A 17,666-nucleotide genomic window follows, 5' to 3' on the forward strand; every position below is an offset into this window, starting at 1 on the left:
TGTCTCCTGCATTCGGTTGTCTGAAGATTTCGCGCCTTAGCTCTTGATCGTGTTCAGCAGATGCTGCTTGAGCTTGCCGAGCTTTTGATGCGTGCGCGATTTCTCGTCCAGATCGAGGCCGCCGAACATTTCGACGACCCATTGCTCGTGCGCGACGGCCATTTTGTCGAACAGCGCGCGGCCGTCCGGCGTGAGGCGCACGCTGGTCGAGCGACGGTCGTTCGGATCGGTGTCGCGCGCGACGAGCCCTTCTTTTTCCAGCTGATCGGTAATGCCCGTGATGTTGCCGCCCGTCACCATCAGACGGCGCGACAGTTCCGTCATCTTCAGCCCTTCCGGATGACGCTCGAGCTGCGCCATCAGATCGAAGCGCGGCAGCGTCGTATCGAACTCGTTGCGCAGGCGCTTGCGCAACTCCGCTTGCACGAGGTTCGTCGTCGTCAGCATGCGCAGCCACAGACGCAGGCCCATGTGGCTATCGGCGCCTGTGCTCATTTCCATGTCCACGACGTTTTCAGCCGGCTTCGCGACGCCTTTGCGCGTGGGCTTCGTTTCGGCCGCGTCGCCGGCCTTTTTCTTTGCAGCTTGACTCATGTGACTTCTCCGCCTGAAACGGAAATCGATTGACCTGTGATGGATTCGGAGCCCGGCATGCACAGCCACATCACCGCGTTCGCGACTTCGCCGGGTTCGACGAAGCGGCGCTGCGGGTTGTGACGCACGAGGATGTCGCGCGCTTCCTGTTCGCTGCGCGAAGTCTTCGCGGTGATCTGGTCGAGCGATGCGCGCAACAGCTCCGTTTCCGTATAGCCGGGGCACACGGCGTTGACTGTGATGCCCTTCGTCGCGACTTCGAGCGCAAGCGAACGCGTGAGTCCGATCACGCCATGTTTCGCCGCGCAATAAGCGGCGACATACGCGTAACCGATTTGTCCCGCCGTGCTCGCGACATTGACGATGCGTCCGTAGCCGCGTTCGAACATCGACGGCAACACGGCGCGCGTGCAGAGAAACACGCCCGTCAGGTTGACGTCGAGCATGCGTTGCCAGAGTGCCATGTCCGTGTTCGCGAAGGGCGCGGCCTGGGCCTGGCCCGCGTTGTTGACGAGCACGTCGATCGGTCCTGCGTTCGACGCGGCTTCGGAAAATGCCTTGTTTACAGCACTTTCATCGCGCACGTCGACGCTGATGCATGCGGCGACCTCGCCATGCCGGCGCAACGTTTCCTGTTGCGCCGCGAGACGTCCTGCATCGCGGCCCATCAACGTGACGCGCGCGCCGGCGCGAACGAGCGCATCGGCCGTTGCCGCGCCGATGCCGCTGCCGCCACCCGTCACGACGGCATGCTTGCCTGCAAGCGTGGTGTTCATCAAACCGTTCCTTCCGCGCGTTGCGCGCGTTCGAGCGGCGACAGACGCGCATTTTCTGCGGCCTGCGCGCGTTCGCGTTCGTAATTGCGTTCGAGCTGCGATTTGGCCGCCGTGTATTGCTTCGGCCAGTTCACGTCGAAGTAGCCGATCTTCGCGGCTTCATTCAAGGTCCACGAAGGATTCGCGAGATGCGGGCGCGCGATCGCGCACAGATCCGCGCGGCCCGCGGCGATGATGCTGTTCACGTGATCCGCTTCGGAGATCGCGCCGACTGCGATCGTCGCGATGCCCGCCTCGTTGCGGATGCGATCGGCGAACGGCGTCTGGAACATGCGGCCGAACACGGGCTTTTCTTCCTTGCTGACCTGGCCCGACGACACGTCGATCATGTCGGCGCCTGCAGCCTTGAAGGCGCGCGCGATCTCGACGGCATCGTCGGGCGTCGTGCCGCCGTCGACCCAGTCATGCGCGGAGATGCGCACCGACATCGGCTTGTCCTGCGGCCACACCTCGCGCATCGCGGCGAACACCTGCAACGGATAACGCAGACGGTTCGCGAGCGAGCCGCCGTATTCGTCGGTGCGATGGTTGGTGAGCGGCGAGAGAAAGCTCGACAGAAAGTAGCCGTGCGCGCAGTGCAGTTCGAGCCAGTCGAAACCCGCCTCAGCGGCCATGCGCGTCGCGCGGACGAATTGCGCTTCGATTTCGCGCAGCTCGTCATGCGTCGCTTCACGCGACCATTGGCTCACGCCGCGCAGATACTGCTGCTGCGACGCCGACACCAGCGGCCAGTTGCCGTCGGGCAAAGGCAGATCGATGCCTTCCCAGCTCACGCGCGTCGAAGCCTTCGCACCCGCATGGCCGAGCTGCATGCCGATCTTCGCGTCGGTTTGCGCGTGGACGAACTGCACGATGCGGCGCCACGCGGCGAGATGCTCGGGCGCGTACATGCCGGGACATCCGGGCGTGATGCGCGCGTCGGGCGACACGCAGGTCATTTCCGTCATCACGAGCGCGGCGCCGCCCATTGCACGCGCGCCGAGATGCATCAGGTGATAGTCGCCCGCCACGCCGTCGACGGCCGAATACTGCGCCATCGGCGAGACGACGACGCGATTCTTCAGCGTCACGCCGCGCAGCTTGAACGGCGTGAACATCGGCGGAATGGAGTGCTTTTGCTGATCGCGTTCGATGCCCGCGCGCACGGCGAGCCAGTCTTCGAATGACGAGAGATAAGCGGCATCGCGTTCGCGCAGGTTCTCGTGCGAGATGCGCTGCGAGCGCGTCAGCAGCGAATACGCGAATTGCTCCGGCTCGAACGACGCGTAACGCTCGACGTGCTCGAACCATTCCGTCGAATTGCGCGCCGCATTCTGGATGCGCAGCACGTCGACGCTGCGCACTTGCGTGTAGTGCGCGAGCGCTGCGGCGAGATCGTGCGGATGCGCGTCGATGCTGTTGGCGAGTTCGATCGCATCTTCGAGCGCGAGCTTGGTGCCGGAGCCGATCGAGAAGTGCGCGGTATGCGCGGCGTCGCCCATCAGCACGACGGGCACATGCTTGTTGTCGGCGCGTGTTTTCCAGTGCACCCATTCGCGATTGACGACGCGCGGAAAGCGGATCCATTGCGACGAGCCGCGCAGATGGCTCGCGTTAGACATCAGCGGATGGCCGTCGAGATACTTCGCGAACAGCCGCTCGCAGAACGCGATGCTGTCTTCCTTGCTCATTTCGTCGAGACCGGCGGCGCGCCACACGCGCTCGGGCGTTTCGACGATGAACGTCGAGGTCTGATCGTCGAAGCGGTACGCGTGGGCCTGGAACCAGCCCCATTCGGTCTTTTCGAACGCGAACGTGAAGGCGTCGAAGAGCTTTTTCGTGCCGAGCCACACGAAGCGGCAGTTGCGCATGTCGATGTCGGGCTGATACGTCGATGCGTACTTCTGGCGAATCGCGCTATTCAGGCCGTCGCTCGCGATGATGAGGTCGGCGTCGTAATCGTCGTCGTTGACGACCTGCGTTTCGAAGACCAGCTTCACGCCGAGTTCTTCGCAACGCTCTTGCAGGATGTTCAACAGACGCTTGCGGCCGATGCCGCAAAAGCCGTGCCCCGACGAGCGCACCTTCGCGCCGCGAAAGTTGATCTCGATGTCGTCCCAGTGATTGAACGCGTCAAGGATCATGTCGGCGCTTTTCGCGTCGGCGGCGCGCAGATTGCCGAGCGTCTGGTCCGAAAACACGACGCCCCAGCCGAACGTGTCGTACGGGCGGTTGCGCTCGACGACGATCACTTCGTGCGCCGGATGGCGCCGCTTCATCAACAACCCGAAATACAGCCCGGCCGGCCCGCCGCCAATACAGACGATACGCATGCTGGTTCCCCAACTGGAGTGCTCGTCTTTACTTTAGGTTTTGATAGTTTAGATGTCAAGTAAAATGGCGCAGTGGGAGCAAAGCATCGTACGGTCCACGGTCAGATACTGATCTTCGCTGTCGAGCGGGCGCGGCCTCACAGCCGCGCCCGCACGCCTTACATCTGCGCGCCGATCATCCAGGGCACGAATTCCTCGTTGCCCACGCCGAGCGCCTCGCTCTTGCTCTTCGCACCCGACGCCACCGCGATGATCATGTCGAAGATCTCGCGGCCTTTCTGCTCGACGGTCGTGTCGCCGTCCATGATGTCGCCGCAGTTGATGTCCATGTCGTCGATCATGCGCGCATACATCTTCGTGTTCGTCGCGAGCTTGATGGAAGGCGCGGGCTTCGCGCCGAAGCACGAACCGCGGCCCGTCGTGAACAGCACGAGATTCGCGCCGCTCGCGATCTGTCCCGTCGCGCCCATCGGGTCATAGCCGGGCGCGTCCATGAACACGAGGCCTTTGGCCGTCACGGGTTCCGCGTAGCGATAGACGTCCATCAGCGGGGTCGAGCCGCTCTTCGCAACGGCGCCCAGCGATTTCTCGAGGATCGTCGTCAGGCCGCCCGCCTTGTTGCCCGGCGTCGGATTGTTGTCGATGCTGCCTTTTTCGCGCTCCGCGTAGCTCTCCCACCAGTGGATGCGCTCGACGATCTTCTCACCGACCTTCGGCGTGATCGCGCGTCGCGTGAGCAGGTGTTCCGCGCCGTAGATCTCGGGCGTCTCGCTGAGAATCGCCGTGCCGCCGTGCTGCACGAGCAGATCGACGGCGGCGCCGAGCGCCGGGTTCGCCGTGATGCCCGAGTAGCCATCCGAGCCGCCGCATTGCAGCGCGATGTTCAGATGCGACACGGGCAGCGGCTCGCGCACTGCGCGGTTCGCAACGGGCAACAGCTTTTCGACGGCCGCAATGGCGGCGTCGACGGTCTTCTGCGTGCCGCCCTGTTCCTGAATGACGAGGGGCACGACGGTCTCGCCCGTCTCGACGCCCTCAGCGACGAACATCGCGCCCATCTGGTTCGCCTCGCAGCCGAGGCCGATCACGACCACGCCGGCGAAATTCGGATGCCGCACATAACCGCCGATCGTGCGGCGCAATTGCTGGATGCCTTCGCCGTTGTGGTCGATGCAGCAGCCGAAGCTGTGCGTGAGGGGCACGATGCCGTCGACGTTCGGCCATGCGTCGAGTGCGCCGGGCGCGGAGAAATGCTGCGTGACGAGCTTCGTCACCGTCGCCGAGCAATTGACGGTGCTGATCACGCCGATGTAATTGCGCGTCGCCACGCGGCCATCGGCGCGGCGAATGCCCTGGAACGTCAGTGCTTGCGGCGCTTGTGGCACGGCCTTGACGTTCGTGCCGTATGCGTAGTCGCGCGCGAAGTCGCCCATCGACACGTTTTGCGTATGGACATGCGCGCCAGGTTCGATCGGCTGCGTCGCAAAGCCGATGATCTGACCATAGCGTCGCACGGCGTCGCCCGTCCCGATCGCGCGCACGGCAACCTTGTGCGCAGCGGGAATGTCGTCGGTGACGACGAGGCCGCTCAGTTCGTGCAGCACAGTGCCCGCCGCGATCGCGCCGCGCGCGATGGCGACGTCGTCGTCGGCATGCAGCGTGATGACCAGTGAGTTAGAATCCGCCATGTTTTTTCCTCCTGATTGTGGAGCTTGTGAGCATCGGCTGCGGTATCGAGATGTCCGCATGCTCGATGTGGCGAATAGTGATTTCGTCCACCAGGCGACGCAAATCGGTCAGACCAATCTCGGGAAGCACCGGCATGGGATTCCACACACTTTCGTCCAGCGCGGTCGACAGGACCGTCCGGCAGCTCGAAGAGAAGCTGCTCGAAGGCAAGTGGGAAACCTCGGCGCGCCTTCCTGCGGAGCGCACGCTGGCCCAATCGCTGGGCGTGTCGCGCTCGACGGTGCGCGAGGCCATCCAGCGGCTCGTCACGCGCGGAATGCTCGAAACGAAGCCGGGTAGCGGCGCGTATGTCGTGCAGAGACAGCCTGCGCGTCTGAGCGCGCCGTGGCTGCAACTGGTTGCCGAGAATCCGCCGTTGCGGGCCGAGACGCTCGAATTCCGGCTGGTCTTCGAATGCGCGGCCGCGCGCTTTGCCGCGCAACGGTCGACAGCGGAAGAACTCGACAGGCTTCAGGCCATTCTCGTGAAGATGCGCAACGCGGTCGAAGCACACGACGTGGACGCGGAAGCGATCGTCGACGGCGAGTTTCATACGGCGCTGACGGCCGCCTCGCACAACCGGATGCTCGACCAGTTCTACGCGAGCGTCATCACGATGCTTCGCGAGCACATCGCCGCGAATACGTTCGATGCGACGCTCAACAATGCGAACGCGTTCAGGCAATCGGCGATGCGGCTCAACCAGCACGAATCGATCTTCTTCGCGGTGCGGGACCGCGATCCCGATGCCGCGCAACGAGCGATGTACGCGCATATCGCCTTCGTCGGGAAGCAGTTCGAGCCCGGCTTCGGCTTCGCTCAATAGCCGTCGCTACATGGCGCGAGTCATGTAGCAGGCGGCAGCTTCCGTGCGATCACGAAGAGTCGCGATCGCGCGATAGTCGTGCAACTTCCGTTCGATCACGCGGGATGATCGAAGGTGCCCGGACTGGCGGACGTCCCTTTCCAGTCCGCAGTGCGTTCCTTCGATGCGCGTGCCAGCGCGTCCTTCACGCCTTGCGCGTCGAGGTCGGCCGTATAGACGGGCGAGCCCGGCTGCTGACGCCATGAATCGGCGATCGTGCCCGTGTCGACGGCATCGAAGCCGATGTCGTTGACGAGTCCGAAGACGATCTGCTTCGCCTTCGGATCGTCGCCGGAGACGGGCAACGCGATGCGTCCCGGCGCACCCGACGGCTTGCCCATGCCTTCGAGATGCGCGGCGTAGATGTTGTTGAACACCTTGACCACGGGATGCCCGATCTGTTCTTCGACCCAACGGCTCTCGTTCGTGCCTGCCTCGATGCCGTCGATCCTGCCGTCGCGCTGACGCGGATAGTAGTTGCACGTATCGATCACGACAGCCGACGGCTTCGCGTTGTCGAAGAGCCCCTTCGGCAGCTGCGGGACCTTGGCGAGCGGGATCGTCACGACGATCACGTCGGCGTCCGCGATCATGTCCGGCACGTTGCTCGCCGTTGCGCCCGTTTGCTGCGCGACGGCTTGCAGCGAAGCGCCGCCGCGCGAATTGGCGATGCGTACCGCGTGCCCTTTTTCGACAAGGCGGCGCGCGAGCACCTTGCCGATGTTGCCTGCACCGATGATGCTGATATTCATCGAACCCTCCAGATCAAGTGGGTGTAGCGGCGCGTGACCGGACACGTGTATCGGATCGTCCGGAGCGGCGCCCGTTTCGTCATACCGTGCGGAGCATCCTCCATGCCGATCGGGCGGCGATCAATCGCCGTTCGTTTCGAGCGCTAGCGGAGTCGATCAAATAGTGCAAGCCCACGTCGCTGTCACACAACGCCGCGCCGGTGAAAAGTGTCATGCCGAACACGAAATAATGCGCCCGAAGCCGCTCCCGCCTTGCTTCTGGCGGCACGCAAATCTGCGAAGCGAATTTTGTTACACCTCTTACCGGGAACGGCATCCGGCGTTACTAAGGCCTTTCAGATGTCCAGTTATACTCGCGCCGTCTTAAAAACAACTGACCCTTCTATGTCGAACCGAATTATTCAGATGGTCGCGATTGCAGCGCTTACGGCTGCAACGTCGGTGCCGGCGCTGGCCGGCGATATGAACAATGCGCTTGGCGGCGCGCTCGGCGGTGTGGCCGGCGCGGCGTTGGGCGGCGCAGTCGGCGGCAGCACGGGTGCCGTGATCGGCGGTGCGGTCGGCGGCGGCGCTGGCGGTGCCGTCACGTCGAACCGCCGCGAGCGCACGGGCGCCATCGTCGGCGGCGCGCTGGGCGGCGGGGCCGGCACCGCGGCAGGCAACGCGATGGGCGGACGCGGAGGCGGTCTCGTCGGCGCGGCCCTGGGCGGCGGCGCGGGCGCGGCGCTCGGCGGCAACATCTCGCGTTCGAACTCGTATGCGGACGACCACGGCTACCACGGCAAGCGCCATCACAAGCATCGTCACTACGACTGATCGGTGAACACAGCGTGGTTCGGCGCAGCGCCAAAGTCGCTCCGTAACGGGCGACACGCTGCGTGAAACCACGCCGGGCGCTGAGTTCCGCAAAAGCTCGCGCCCGATATCAACCGCGTGAATCGCTCGCGCTTACTTCGCCCACAGCGTGCGGCCGAAGAAGGTCAGCGTTCTGTCCCAGGCCAGTTGCGACCACACAGGGTCGTACTGCGTGATGGCGATGCGTCCGCTGCCGACCGCCGTTTCGTTGGTGAACGCGTGATGCGCGAGATAGCGATGGAACTGCACGTCGACTTTTGCGGCGCGCAGCTTCGACTCCAGCGTATCCACGTTTGCGATCGGAAAGGCCGCGTCTTGCGTTGCCCAATGGCCGAGGACGGGCGCCTTGATCTTCGAAGCGTCGATGTAATCCAGCGGAGGGTAGCCGTAGAAGACGACGCCCGCCGACACATCGGCGCTCTGGCACAGTGAGAGAAGCGTCAGCGCGCCGCCCATGCAATAGCCCATCACGCCGACGCGGCCCGCGCGCTCTTTCAGGTATTGGATCGCGCCGGGAATGTCCTGCGACGCGGCATCGCCGAAGTCGAGCCCATCCATCAAGTGATGCGCCTCTTCCTCTTCGACCGTTGATTTGCCGCGATACAGATCGGGCACCAGCGCGACGTAGCCCGATTGCGCGAGGCGATTCGCGACGCCGCGAATCTGATCGTTCAAGCCCCACCATTCCTGAATGACGACCACGGCGGGCGCGCCGTCGGGTTTGTCGGGCGTCGCGAGATAGCCTTGCAGTTCCTGGCCGTCGGGCCGGCGAAAAGTAATCATGGTTCCCGTTGTCGTTGTCATGACGTCTGTCTTCCTGTTGATGTTGACTGGACGCCATAGCATAGCGCCGTTGATCCGGCGACGCAGACTGCCGACACACGAAAAAAGCGGGCATCGCCCGCTTGCTCTTCAACCTCGATGCGCTGCCTGGAGCGCGCTTACGACGGCAACTTCCGGAACGAAATCGCAAAGCGGTTCCATGCGTTGATCGCCGAAATAAGCAGCGTCAGGTCGACCAGTTCCGCTTCGCTGAAATGCGGCTTCACCGCTTCCCACACCGCGTCCGGCACATGGGTCTCGGACACCAGCGTGAGAGCTTCCGTCCATTCGAGCGCCGCGCGCTCGCGGGCCGTGAAGAACGGCGTTTCGCGCCACACGACGACCGTCGCGAGACGACGGTCGGTTTCGCCGCCCTTGCGCGCGTCGGTGGTATGCATGTCGACACAGAACGCGCAGCCGTTGATCTGCGAAGCGCGCAGGCGCACCAGATCAGCCAGCGATTTTTCGAGGTCGCTCTTGCCGATGCGTTCTTCGACGGCAAGCATCGCTTTGATCGCATGCGGGTTCGCTTTGTAGAAGTCGAGACGTTGTTCCATGATGGTTTCCTCAGTGATGGAGCGCGTTTGCTTGCGCGACAAGACGAAGATTAGGCGTTGAATTGGCCATGCGAAATGGCCAATTCGAACGAATTTGAGGTAACCACTTTGGAAGCGTGGGGCAGCCGTTTCCGCGCGGCGACGGACGATGCTGAAATGATTCGCTACGACCTGTGAAGACGGTTCAAGCGCGCGAACTCGGCCGGCCTCGTGAACGACCGATACAGCTCGCCGACCGTGCCGATTGCGAATGCGGGCTTCAACGTTGCGCCGGGGAGTGCGCTCAGAATCCACTCATACGCATTCATGTCCCGCTGTTGCGCATGCATTGCATCAGTCAGGGCGAGGAGCGCCTTGTCGGCCGAGTGTTCGCCCAAGTCGATGAACAGGTTTTCGAATGGGTCTTTAGGATTCGCAACGGCACGCAATGCAAGGTGGCGCTCGGTCAAATCGATCTCCCGTTTGTGAGCCTATGAGTCTATGAGCCTGTGAGCCTGTGAGCCTGTGAGCCGTGAAGCAGACCGACATGGCATCGCTTTGCCGGCCGCGTCACGCCTCATGTTAGCGAGTCGTATGTGTCAATGTGGTGAACATTGTTCGGCGGATTGTCGTCCGTGAGTTTTGCATGCCCATGACATCCAACCCGATAGCGCTTCGAACGACGCCTCGCTGCACGTAGCCGCTTTGACAACGGCCGCAGCGATTGTTTCGAAAGCCGGCACGCGTTGCACGATCGGATCGGGCTGAGGGTTTCAGGAATGCATCAGGCGCGCGTTGACCCAAACTTGCGTTCCGGCGCGCGCGACAGCCAAACGCGACAGCCAACCGCGCCCGTGCGCCGATAATCGCTGTTCACGAATGCAACGTTCGACGACAGCGCACTCGCGCCCAGCACGGATAAGCGTTTCAGCCTCTCAATGGCCAGTGCCAGCGAAATGCTGGCGAATAGAGAAGGTACTTTGAAGGCGCCGCGTATCGCGATTGAAATGGTTCTTGCCGCATTCTTTCTGCGTGAAAGCTCGCGGACTTTTGCTGCCCTTTTGTTGCCTTGCCGCTCAAGGGTTTGACTGTTCTGGCACGACAAGCGCTATTCCGACCGCACGGCTTGGACAGACTCGAACGACTCACTCTCGCTGGCCAAAGCCGTTGTCGTTATTCAATACACGTGTAACTCCTATCCGGCGCCAACCGGTTGCCGGGCGGGCAACGATCATTAAAAGAAAGACCGTCCTGTTTTGCCGGCTCCCATTTTCCCGGCGTGCATGTCAATCGATCCGTCCAGGTGCGCGGAGGGCCCGCTTTGCCTGTGGGCGATTCTTCGAAAGGAGCTGCCATGAACAACAGCTTTCGCTCCAGATACTCGCGTGTCGTCCTTCGAGTTTCGTCGCCACCTCGGCCTTTCGGCCACAAAACCCCAATCAAGACCAGCTGAGTGAAGGCCGCGTGCGACTCGCGGCTCGAGCAAGGCCGCCTCATCGGCGGGCGGGTAGATGCGCACGACATCGTAACGGGCACGGTCCGCGTGAGTCGTGCGCATGAGTCGTGAACACGCGGCTTGTCCATGCAAGGACACACAGGGCAACACCAACGATGCATAACCCCATGGAGGCAGGCGATGAATACAGGTACTCCCTCATTTTCGCGCTACGGTCAGCGCACAAGATGCTCCTCGGCCATGACGAAAGCACGACGTTCGATTCTGATCGGCGCGGCTCTCGTGATTGGCACACTGCTGGCCGGTCAGGTTGCCAGAGCGGATGACATTTTCGTCGGCGATATCGGCGACAACACCGTCAAACGATTCGACGCAACGACGGGCGCGTCACGAGGAACATTCGTGCAGTCGGGAACAGCAGGCTTGAATGGCCCGATGGGCATGATCTTCACCGATGGGCAACTGATCGTGGTCAACCAGAACTTCGGCTCGGTGGCTGGCGAGGTTTTGCGCTTCGACAGCAACACGGGCATGTTTCTCGGCAAGCTCGTTTCCTCGACCGACCGGGGTGCGGCCTTTGCTCCGCAGGGCATCGTTCGCGGCGATCCGGGCGACCGCTTTTACGTCGCTGACCTCGGCATTCGGGGCGACGACTGTGCCAACGAAGGCAGCGTGAACGAATACAACGATGCAGGCGCGTTCCTCGGCAATCTCGACCGGCGCGACTTCAAGCCCGCTTTCTATCCGCGCGGCGTGGTGTTCGGTCCCGATGGGCTGTTGTATGTCGCCGCGAGAGGCTGTCCTGTATCGCCGGACCCTGCCGACGCGCTCATCGCGTATGTGCTGCGCTTCGATCCGCAGTCGAAGAAGTTCATCGACGTGTTCGCGTCCAGCAACACCGTGCCCGATTTTCACCGTCCCGAGGGACTGGTATTCGACGACAACGGCGATCTGTGGATTACGAGCTTCCGGGACGCCAGCAACGCGAGCGATGTGGACAGGATTCTGAAGCTCGATGGAAGAACGGGGCGGCTTCGCGATTCGCTGCCGCTGTCGGAGCCAGGCGCGCCGAGAGCCTTTGCACAGGCGATTCTCTTTGGGCCGGATGGAAAGCTGTTCATTCCCATCTCGGGCAACGCGGCCGAGACGACGGGGCAGCTTCGTCGATGCGACACGAAGACGAAGCATTGTGACGTCATCGTCGCGGCAAATAGCGCGGGCGGGCCGCTCGTTTCTCCGTGGTTCTTGATTTTCAGGCACAGCGATCCGGCGACGCTGACATACAGAGGACGATAGCGCAACGCGCACACGAACCGGGCGAAGCGCCTCTGGCTGACGCAGCACAACGGCGGCAGCTTCGTCCGCACAATGGCCATTCGAACCACAAAACACAGTCCGACCCGCGACGACCCTCGCGCGACGAATCGAAAACGCGTTACTTCACCGCGCCGAGCGCGAGCCCCTTCACGAGATAACGCTGCAGCCACGCGAACACGACGGACACAGGCAACGTCGCGCACAGCGTCGCGGCCATCACCAGATGCCATTCGACGACGTACTTGCCCGCCACCATATCGGTGACTTGCACGGTGAGTGTCTTGTTTTCCGGCGAGCGGATCAGCGTATAGACGACGGCAAACTCGTTCCATGCATTGATGAACGTGAAGATCGCCGTCACGACGATCGCGGGCACGGCAAGCGGCAGGAACACCTTGAACACCGCGCGCGAGCGGCTGCATCCTTCGAGCCACGCCGACTCTTCGAGATCGCGCGGCACGGTCTGGAAATACGACGACAGCATCCACACGGCGAATGCGATATTGAACGCTGCATACGAGACGATCACGCCGATCTTCGAGTCGACGAGATTGCCGTCGCCATACGGAATCATCGCGGCGAGACGGAACAGGCCGACCACCAGCAGAATCGGCGAGAGCATCTGCGTGACGAGCAGAAACTGTCGATAGAGTCCGCGCCCGCGAAACGGAAAGCGCGCGAGCGCGTACGCGGCGGGCAGGCTGACGGCCAGCGCGAGCGCCGTCGACAGCAGGCTGATCACGCAACTGTTGCGCAACGCGACGCCGAAGTTCGCGGCCGTCCACATATCGACGAAGTTCTGCCATTGCCAATGCACCGGGAACCAGCGCGCCGGATAGATGAACACTTCCTGCGCCGGCTTCAACGCGGTGAACAGCATCACGGCAAACGGAAACAGCACGATCACGACGAGCGGCGACAGCGCGAGCCAGCACCATACAGTGCGCTTCATCTTCGCGTTCATGCGGGCTCTCCTTCCTTCGACGGCTGAATGCGCAGATACAGCACCGAGAACACGAACAGCATGACGAGCATGATCAGCGACACGGCGGCCGCCTGTCCGGGCCGCCCGAGCCGGAAGCCGAGTTCGTACAGGTACGTGACGAGAATGTGCGTGCCGTTGTCGGGACCGCCTTGCGTCATCACCCAGATGATCGGAAACGAGTTGAACACGTAGATCACGTTGAGCAGGATCGCCATGTTCACGAACGGCCGCAGCAACGGTAGCGTCAACTGGCGGAACTGCTGCCACGCGCTTGCGCCGTCGATGCGCGCGGCTTCGTAGATATCGCCGGGCACGGAAGAAAGACCGCCGAGCAGGATCGTCACGGTGAACGGAATCGACACGAGGATGCCGACGGCGATCTCGACCGGGAACGCGAGCTCGGGCGTCGCGAGCCAGTGAATCGGGCCGCCGATCAGCCCGAGACGCTGCAACGTCACGTTGACCATGCCGTAGTCGTCGTTGAAGGCCCAGCGCCAGACGACGGCTGTCATCGTCAGCGAGACGGACCACGGCAGCATGACGATCGTGCGCGCGATGCCGCGGCCGTGAAAGTCCTGATTCAGCAGCAGCGCGACCGGCACGGAAATGATGACCGTGCCGCCGACCACGCAAGCCGTCCAGACGATCGTCCGGCGCAGCGAATCGAGAAACACGGGATCGGCGAAGACGGTATAGAAGTTCTTCAGGCCGGTGAAATCGCGAATCGCACCGAAGCGCGACACATCGTGCAGCGACTGGTACACGATGTTGAAGATCGGATAGCTGATGATGAACAGCGCGAGGATCAGGCTCGGCGCGATCAGCCACCAGGGCGCGGCGGCGCGCGGCGCGATGGAACGGCTCATGCGCGCTCGATCGACAGTTGCTTGGGCGTTGGAACTCATGAAGCCCTCGGGACGGGATGGGCCGGATGCAATACGGCGCACGCTTCGCATGAACAAAGCGCAGCGCGCGCTCATCGAACTTGAAGCCGCATCGACGTCGAGCCGATGCGGCTTCCGTACTTCGCTAACAGCGAATCTTCAACGACGGCTCAAGCGCGCCTCAATGGCCGAGCGCCTGGTTCGCCTGGTTTGCCGCCTGTTTCAGCGCATCGTCGGGCTTCGCCTTGCCGAGATAGACGGCCTGCATCGCGTTCGTCACGGCCTTCGCCGTGTCTTCCCAGCCCGTTACCGTCGGCGCGAAACGCGCTTGCGGCAACAAGGCGATGAACGCCTTCGTGTCGGCATCGTTGAACGCGGGGTCGGTGGCTTCCGCCTTCGTCGTCGGCAGGAAGCCTTCCGTGCTCGTGAACTCGACGCGCGGTTCCTTCGTGAACAGATAGTCGAGGAACTTCCACGCGTCCTTCTTCACCTTCGAGTTCTTGAACATCACGATCGAATCGGTGACGGCATACGTCGCGCCGTTCGTGCCGACGGGAACCGGGTCGATGCCGTATTTCAGATTCGGCGCTTCCTTCTTGATCTGCTTCGCGAGGAACGGCGCGGAGATCACCATCGCGACGCGGCCCTGCTTGAACAGGTTCTGCACGTCTTCGCGGCTGTAGCCCGTCACGCCCGGCTGCGTCAGCCCCTGGTCGATCATCGACTTGTACAGCGTCGCTGCCTTGATGCCGGCGGGTGAATCGAAGCCGGCCTTGCCTTGCTTGTTCAGTACGTCGCCGCCGTTGGTCCACAGCGCATAGTAGTAGTACACGTCGGTTTCGATTTCCTTGCCCTGCAGGCCGAAACCGGCGACGCCCTTCGCCTTCAGCTTCTTCGACGCATCGATCACGTCATTCCACGTCTTCGGGCCATTCGGATAGCCGACGCTCGCGAGCAGATCCTTGTTGTAGTAGAGCGCGCGCGCCGAAGCGGCGATCGGCAGGCCGTACGTCTTGCCGTTGATCTGGCCGGGGGCGAGAAACGGGCTGATGAAGCGGCCCTTGAAGTTCGCGTCCATGTAGCCGTCGAGCGGCTCGGCCACGTCGTCCTTCACGAAATCAAGCAGCCAGCGCGTGCCGACGATCGCGAGGTCGGCGTTGGCGTTGCCCGAGATGTCCGTTTGCAGCTTCTGTTGCAGCGTGTCCCAGTTCACGTCCTCGATCTTGATCGTGGTGCCGGGGTTGGCCTTCTCGAACTGGCGGGCCATTTTCTCGAAGTACGGGGCCGTCGCGTCGCTGTAGTGCGCGACCGTCACACGCACCGTATCGGCGTGCGCCGATAGGGCAAGACCCGCAAACGCGAGCGCTGCGGCGACTTTGCCGAGCGTAAGGGAAGCACGTGCATGCAACGACATTTCGTCTCTCCTGGGGTGATCCGCCGCCGTAGCCGGCTGCTTGGGTTGATTGTTTGAAAAAATCCTACACACGAAAAAAAATGTTGTCACGTAGGGCTGACGATATTTTTTGTTGTCCGGTTTTTTGCATAAGATGCCGTAAAAGATGGGCTTTTTGTGCGGTGCGGGTTTGGCGATGTATGTAGCGAACACATCATTCGCGAACCCTGAAAATGTGCACTATGTAGGAAATTTACACGGCGAGAGACGGTCTTGCGCGTCGAGCGCGGGCCGTTCGCGAACGCGGAGAGGACGGACATGAAGCGTGTCGTGCTGGTGACGGGAGCGTGCGGTGGAATCGGCAGCGTGTTGTGCCGGCGTTTCGTTGAAGACGGCGCGACGGTGCTCGCGCTCGACATCGACGCCGCCGCGCTGAACGAGCTTGCTTCAAGCCTGGGCGCCGACAATGTGACGCCCGTCGCCGTCGATCTCGGCAATGCCGACGCGGTGCGCGAGCGCGTCGCGCAAGCGGTGGCCGTGCGCGGCCCCGTCGACGTGCTCGTCGCGAACGCGGGCGCAGCGGACGGGCTGACGCTCGCGAAGACGGACGCGGCGAGCTGGCAACGCGACGTGCATCTGAACCTGAACGGCACGTATCACACGGTCGAAGCGGTGCGCGCGTCGATGATCGAACGGCAGCGCGGGTCGATCGTGCTGATCGGCTCGGTGAACGGCATGGCGGCGCTCGGTCATCCCGCGTACAGCGCGGCGAAGGCGGGGCTCATCAGCTACACGAAGTCGCTCGCGATCGAACTCGGCCGGTACGGCATTCGCGCGAACATCGTGTGTCCGGGCACCGTGAAGACGAAGGCCTGGCAGGCGCGCGTCGACAAGAACCCGCAGGTCTTCGAGAACCTGAAGAAGTGGTATCCGCTGCGCGACTTCGCGACGCCCGACGACATCGCCGATGCCGTGCTTTTTCTCGCGTCGCCGATGGCGCGCGTGATCACTGGCGTCGCGCTGCCCGTCGATGGCGGCCTGATGGCGGGCAATCGTCTGATGGCCGAGGAGCTGACGCTCGAATCGCTATAACGCTTTTAATGCCTTCGAACAGGCAACGTGACCGCATAACCGCAACGCGGCGACATGCAACGCCGCGCACGACGACGATGAGGACAGCATGGCAGCAGTGCAACTGAGCGGCATCTACAAGCGTTACGGCGACACGCAGGTCGTGCACGGCATCGACCTGCATATCGACGACGGCGAGTTCGTCGTGCTGGTCGGCCCGTCGGGTTGCGGCAAGAGCACGTTGATGCGAATGGTCGCGGGACTCGAGGAAATCAGCGGCGGCGAACTGACGATCGGCGGCACGCGCGCGAACGGCTTGCCGCCGCAGCAGCGCAATATCTCGATGGTGTTCCAGAGCTACGCGCTCTATCCGCATCTGTCCGTATACGACAACATCGCGTTCGGTCCGCGCATCCGCAAGGAAGCGTCGACGAGCTTCAAGCCGCGCATCGAGGCGGCCGCGAAGATGCTGAACCTCAGCGGCTACCTCGACCGCTTGCCGCGCGCGCTGTCGGGCGGCCAGCGTCAGCGCGTCGCGATGGGGCGCGCGGTGGTGCGCGAGCCGTCGCTGTTCCTGTTCGACGAGCCGCTGTCGAACCTCGACGCGAAGCTGCGCGTGCAGATGCGCACGGAGATCAAGGCGCTGCATCAGCGGCTGAAGAACACGGTGATCTACGTCACGCACGACCAGATCGAGGCGATGACGATGGCCGATCGCATCGTCGTGATGAACGCGGGGCGCATCGAGCAGATCGGGCGTCCGCTGGAACTGTACGACCGGCCGGCGAATCTGTTCGTCGCGAGCTTTCTCGGCTCGCCTTCGATGAACTTCGCGGCGGGCGAAGTGGTGAGCACGGCGAACGGCGTCGCATTGCAACTCGGCGACGGCGCGCAGATTCCGCTGCACGGCGCGAACGGCGCGAACGGCGTGAACGGCGTGAACGGTGTGAGCGGCGCGATCGCGAAGCCCGGCGCGAAGGTCACGCTCGGCGTGCGGCCCGAACATATCGAAGCATCGGACGAGGGGATTCCGATGGACGTCGAAGTGATCGAGCCGACGGGCGCGGAAACGCATCTGTACGGCAAGATCGGCGGCGCGTCGTGGTGCGTGACGATGCGCCAGCGCGCGTCGATCGAGCCGGGCCAGCGCGTGACAGTGCGCTTTCCCGGGCAGCACATGCACCTGTTCGATACGGAGAGCGGACGCAGACTTGGCTGATGGCACGGTACGGCGACGCGGCGACATGCCGTTGATTCACT

General features: G+C 62.9%; 18 protein-coding genes. 5 read left to right on the plus strand and 13 right to left on the minus strand.

Going from position 1 to position 17,666, the window contains the following annotated elements; translation table 11 throughout:
- Positions 1-36: 36 nt before the first annotated feature.
- From GCT13_RS01395 to GCT13_RS48115, 5 genes are all read right to left on the minus strand, one after another.
- Complete coding sequence (locus GCT13_RS01395; RefSeq protein WP_152754972.1) at positions 37-594, minus strand: MarR family winged helix-turn-helix transcriptional regulator; 558 nt, start codon at positions 592-594, stop codon at positions 37-39.
- On the minus strand, positions 591-1,370 hold the full coding sequence (locus GCT13_RS01400) for an SDR family NAD(P)-dependent oxidoreductase (protein ID WP_152754973.1): 780 nt from the start codon (positions 1,368-1,370) through the stop codon (positions 591-593). The genes GCT13_RS01395 and GCT13_RS01400 overlap by 4 nt, the downstream gene beginning before the upstream one ends.
- Positions 1,370-3,742 (minus strand): bifunctional salicylyl-CoA 5-hydroxylase/oxidoreductase, encoded by a 2,373-nt coding sequence (locus GCT13_RS01405; RefSeq protein WP_152754974.1) that lies wholly within the window; start codon positions 3,740-3,742, stop codon positions 1,370-1,372. Before GCT13_RS01405 ends, GCT13_RS01400 begins: the two co-directional genes overlap by 1 nt.
- Positions 3,743-3,900: 158 nt before the next feature.
- Positions 3,901-5,430 carry a UxaA family hydrolase gene (locus tag GCT13_RS01410; protein WP_152754975.1) on the minus strand — a complete coding sequence of 510 codons (1,530 nt, stop codon included), beginning with the start codon at positions 5,428-5,430 and terminating at the stop codon, positions 3,901-3,903.
- A complete protein-coding gene (locus GCT13_RS48115) occupies positions 5,417-5,566 on the minus strand; it encodes a hypothetical protein (protein WP_193727555.1) in 150 nt (49 codons plus the stop codon). The genes GCT13_RS01410 and GCT13_RS48115 overlap by 14 nt, the downstream gene beginning before the upstream one ends.
- Here GCT13_RS48115 and GCT13_RS01415 point away from each other — a divergent pair.
- Complete coding sequence (locus GCT13_RS01415) at positions 5,565-6,296, plus strand: FadR/GntR family transcriptional regulator (RefSeq protein ID WP_152754976.1); 732 nt, start codon at positions 5,565-5,567, stop codon at positions 6,294-6,296. The two genes, GCT13_RS48115 and GCT13_RS01415, sit on opposite strands and share 2 nt — an antisense overlap.
- Positions 6,297-6,391: 95 nt before the next feature.
- Here the strand turns inward: GCT13_RS01415 and GCT13_RS01420 are convergent, their stop codons facing one another.
- Entirely contained in the window at positions 6,392-7,087 is a 696-nt protein-coding gene (locus GCT13_RS01420) for an NADPH-dependent F420 reductase (protein WP_152754977.1), read from the minus strand.
- A 384-nt stretch (positions 7,088-7,471) separates the two neighbouring features.
- On the opposite strand from GCT13_RS01420, the gene GCT13_RS01425 reads away from it, so the two are divergent.
- On the plus strand, positions 7,472-7,903 hold the full coding sequence (locus GCT13_RS01425) for a hypothetical protein (protein WP_152754978.1): 432 nt from the start codon (positions 7,472-7,474) through the stop codon (positions 7,901-7,903).
- Positions 7,904-8,035: 132 nt separating this feature from the next.
- Here GCT13_RS01425 and GCT13_RS01430 read toward each other — a convergent pair whose 3' ends face one another.
- From GCT13_RS01430 to GCT13_RS01445, 4 genes are all read right to left on the minus strand, one after another.
- Positions 8,036-8,746, minus strand: a complete 711-nt coding sequence (locus tag GCT13_RS01430) for a dienelactone hydrolase family protein (RefSeq protein WP_152754979.1) — start codon at positions 8,744-8,746, stop codon at positions 8,036-8,038.
- 137 nt (positions 8,747-8,883) lie between these two features.
- Positions 8,884-9,321 (minus strand): carboxymuconolactone decarboxylase family protein, encoded by a 438-nt coding sequence (locus tag GCT13_RS01435; protein ID WP_152754980.1) that lies wholly within the window; start codon positions 9,319-9,321, stop codon positions 8,884-8,886.
- 164 nt (positions 9,322-9,485) lie between these two features.
- Positions 9,486-9,770 carry a hypothetical protein gene (locus GCT13_RS01440; RefSeq protein ID WP_152754981.1) on the minus strand — a complete coding sequence of 95 codons (285 nt, stop codon included), beginning with the start codon at positions 9,768-9,770 and terminating at the stop codon, positions 9,486-9,488.
- 314 nt (positions 9,771-10,084) lie between these two features.
- Complete coding sequence (locus tag GCT13_RS01445; protein ID WP_152754982.1) at positions 10,085-10,405, minus strand: hypothetical protein; 321 nt, start codon at positions 10,403-10,405, stop codon at positions 10,085-10,087.
- Between the two features lie 591 nt (positions 10,406-10,996).
- Here GCT13_RS01445 and GCT13_RS01450 point away from each other — a divergent pair.
- Positions 10,997-12,052: an NHL repeat-containing protein gene (locus GCT13_RS01450; RefSeq protein WP_227746691.1), complete on the plus strand. Its 1,056-nt coding sequence runs from the start codon at positions 10,997-10,999 to the stop codon at positions 12,050-12,052.
- Positions 12,053-12,191: 139 nt separating this feature from the next.
- Here GCT13_RS01450 and GCT13_RS01455 read toward each other — a convergent pair whose 3' ends face one another.
- The 3 genes from GCT13_RS01455 to GCT13_RS01465 all read right to left on the minus strand — a co-directional run bounded on the left by GCT13_RS01455 (position 12,192) and on the right by GCT13_RS01465 (position 15,356).
- Entirely contained in the window at positions 12,192-13,037 is an 846-nt protein-coding gene (locus tag GCT13_RS01455) for a carbohydrate ABC transporter permease (protein WP_087732933.1), read from the minus strand.
- A complete protein-coding gene (locus GCT13_RS01460) occupies positions 13,034-13,924 on the minus strand; it encodes a carbohydrate ABC transporter permease (RefSeq protein ID WP_152754983.1) in 891 nt (296 codons plus the stop codon). The genes GCT13_RS01455 and GCT13_RS01460 overlap by 4 nt, the downstream gene beginning before the upstream one ends.
- 199 nt (positions 13,925-14,123) lie before the next feature.
- Entirely contained in the window at positions 14,124-15,356 is a 1,233-nt protein-coding gene (locus GCT13_RS01465) for an ABC transporter substrate-binding protein (protein ID WP_152754984.1), read from the minus strand.
- 297 nt (positions 15,357-15,653) lie between these two features.
- On the opposite strand from GCT13_RS01465, the gene GCT13_RS01470 reads away from it, so the two are divergent.
- Together GCT13_RS01470 and GCT13_RS01475 are read left to right on the plus strand one after the other, a co-directional pair.
- A complete protein-coding gene (locus GCT13_RS01470; protein ID WP_152754985.1) occupies positions 15,654-16,427 on the plus strand; it encodes an SDR family oxidoreductase in 774 nt (257 codons plus the stop codon).
- A gap of 88 nt (positions 16,428-16,515) precedes the next feature.
- Entirely contained in the window at positions 16,516-17,625 is a 1,110-nt protein-coding gene (locus GCT13_RS01475) for an ABC transporter ATP-binding protein (RefSeq protein WP_152754986.1), read from the plus strand.
- The last annotated feature ends 41 nt before the right edge of the window (positions 17,626-17,666 follow it).

The sequence above is a fragment of the Paraburkholderia franconis genome, from assembly GCF_009362735.1.
Taxonomy (GTDB): Bacteria; Pseudomonadota; Gammaproteobacteria; order Burkholderiales; family Burkholderiaceae; genus Paraburkholderia; species Paraburkholderia franconis.

Excerpts from the sequence above, each read along its gene's own strand:
- GCT13_RS01395 (WP_152754972.1), bottom strand. The coding sequence starts at position 594 with ATGAGTCAAGCTGCAAAGAAAAAGGCCGGCGACGCGGCCGAAACGAAG.
- GCT13_RS01400 (WP_152754973.1), bottom strand. The coding sequence starts at position 1,370 with ATGAACACCACGCTTGCAGGCAAGCATGCCGTCGTGACGGGTGGCGGC.
- GCT13_RS01405 (WP_152754974.1), bottom strand. The coding sequence starts at position 3,742 with ATGCGTATCGTCTGTATTGGCGGCGGGCCGGCCGGGCTGTATTTCGGG.
- GCT13_RS01410 (WP_152754975.1), bottom strand. The coding sequence starts at position 5,430 with ATGGCGGATTCTAACTCACTGGTCATCACGCTGCATGCCGACGACGAC.
- GCT13_RS01415 (WP_152754976.1), top strand. The coding sequence starts at position 5,565 with ATGGGATTCCACACACTTTCGTCCAGCGCGGTCGACAGGACCGTCCGG.
- GCT13_RS48115 (WP_193727555.1), bottom strand. The coding sequence starts at position 5,566 with ATGCCGGTGCTTCCCGAGATTGGTCTGACCGATTTGCGTCGCCTGGTG.
- GCT13_RS01420 (WP_152754977.1), bottom strand. The coding sequence starts at position 7,087 with ATGAATATCAGCATCATCGGTGCAGGCAACATCGGCAAGGTGCTCGCG.
- GCT13_RS01425 (WP_152754978.1), top strand. The coding sequence starts at position 7,472 with ATGTCGAACCGAATTATTCAGATGGTCGCGATTGCAGCGCTTACGGCT.
- GCT13_RS01430 (WP_152754979.1), bottom strand. The coding sequence starts at position 8,746 with ATGACAACGACAACGGGAACCATGATTACTTTTCGCCGGCCCGACGGC.
- GCT13_RS01435 (WP_152754980.1), bottom strand. The coding sequence starts at position 9,321 with ATGGAACAACGTCTCGACTTCTACAAAGCGAACCCGCATGCGATCAAA.
- GCT13_RS01450 (WP_227746691.1), top strand. The coding sequence starts at position 10,997 with ATGACGAAAGCACGACGTTCGATTCTGATCGGCGCGGCTCTCGTGATT.
- GCT13_RS01455 (WP_087732933.1), bottom strand. The coding sequence starts at position 13,037 with ATGAACGCGAAGATGAAGCGCACTGTATGGTGCTGGCTCGCGCTGTCG.
- GCT13_RS01460 (WP_152754983.1), bottom strand. The coding sequence starts at position 13,924 with ATGAGCCGTTCCATCGCGCCGCGCGCCGCCGCGCCCTGGTGGCTGATC.
- GCT13_RS01465 (WP_152754984.1), bottom strand. The coding sequence starts at position 15,356 with ATGTCGTTGCATGCACGTGCTTCCCTTACGCTCGGCAAAGTCGCCGCA.
- GCT13_RS01470 (WP_152754985.1), top strand. The coding sequence starts at position 15,654 with ATGAAGCGTGTCGTGCTGGTGACGGGAGCGTGCGGTGGAATCGGCAGC.
- GCT13_RS01475 (WP_152754986.1), top strand. The coding sequence starts at position 16,516 with ATGGCAGCAGTGCAACTGAGCGGCATCTACAAGCGTTACGGCGACACG.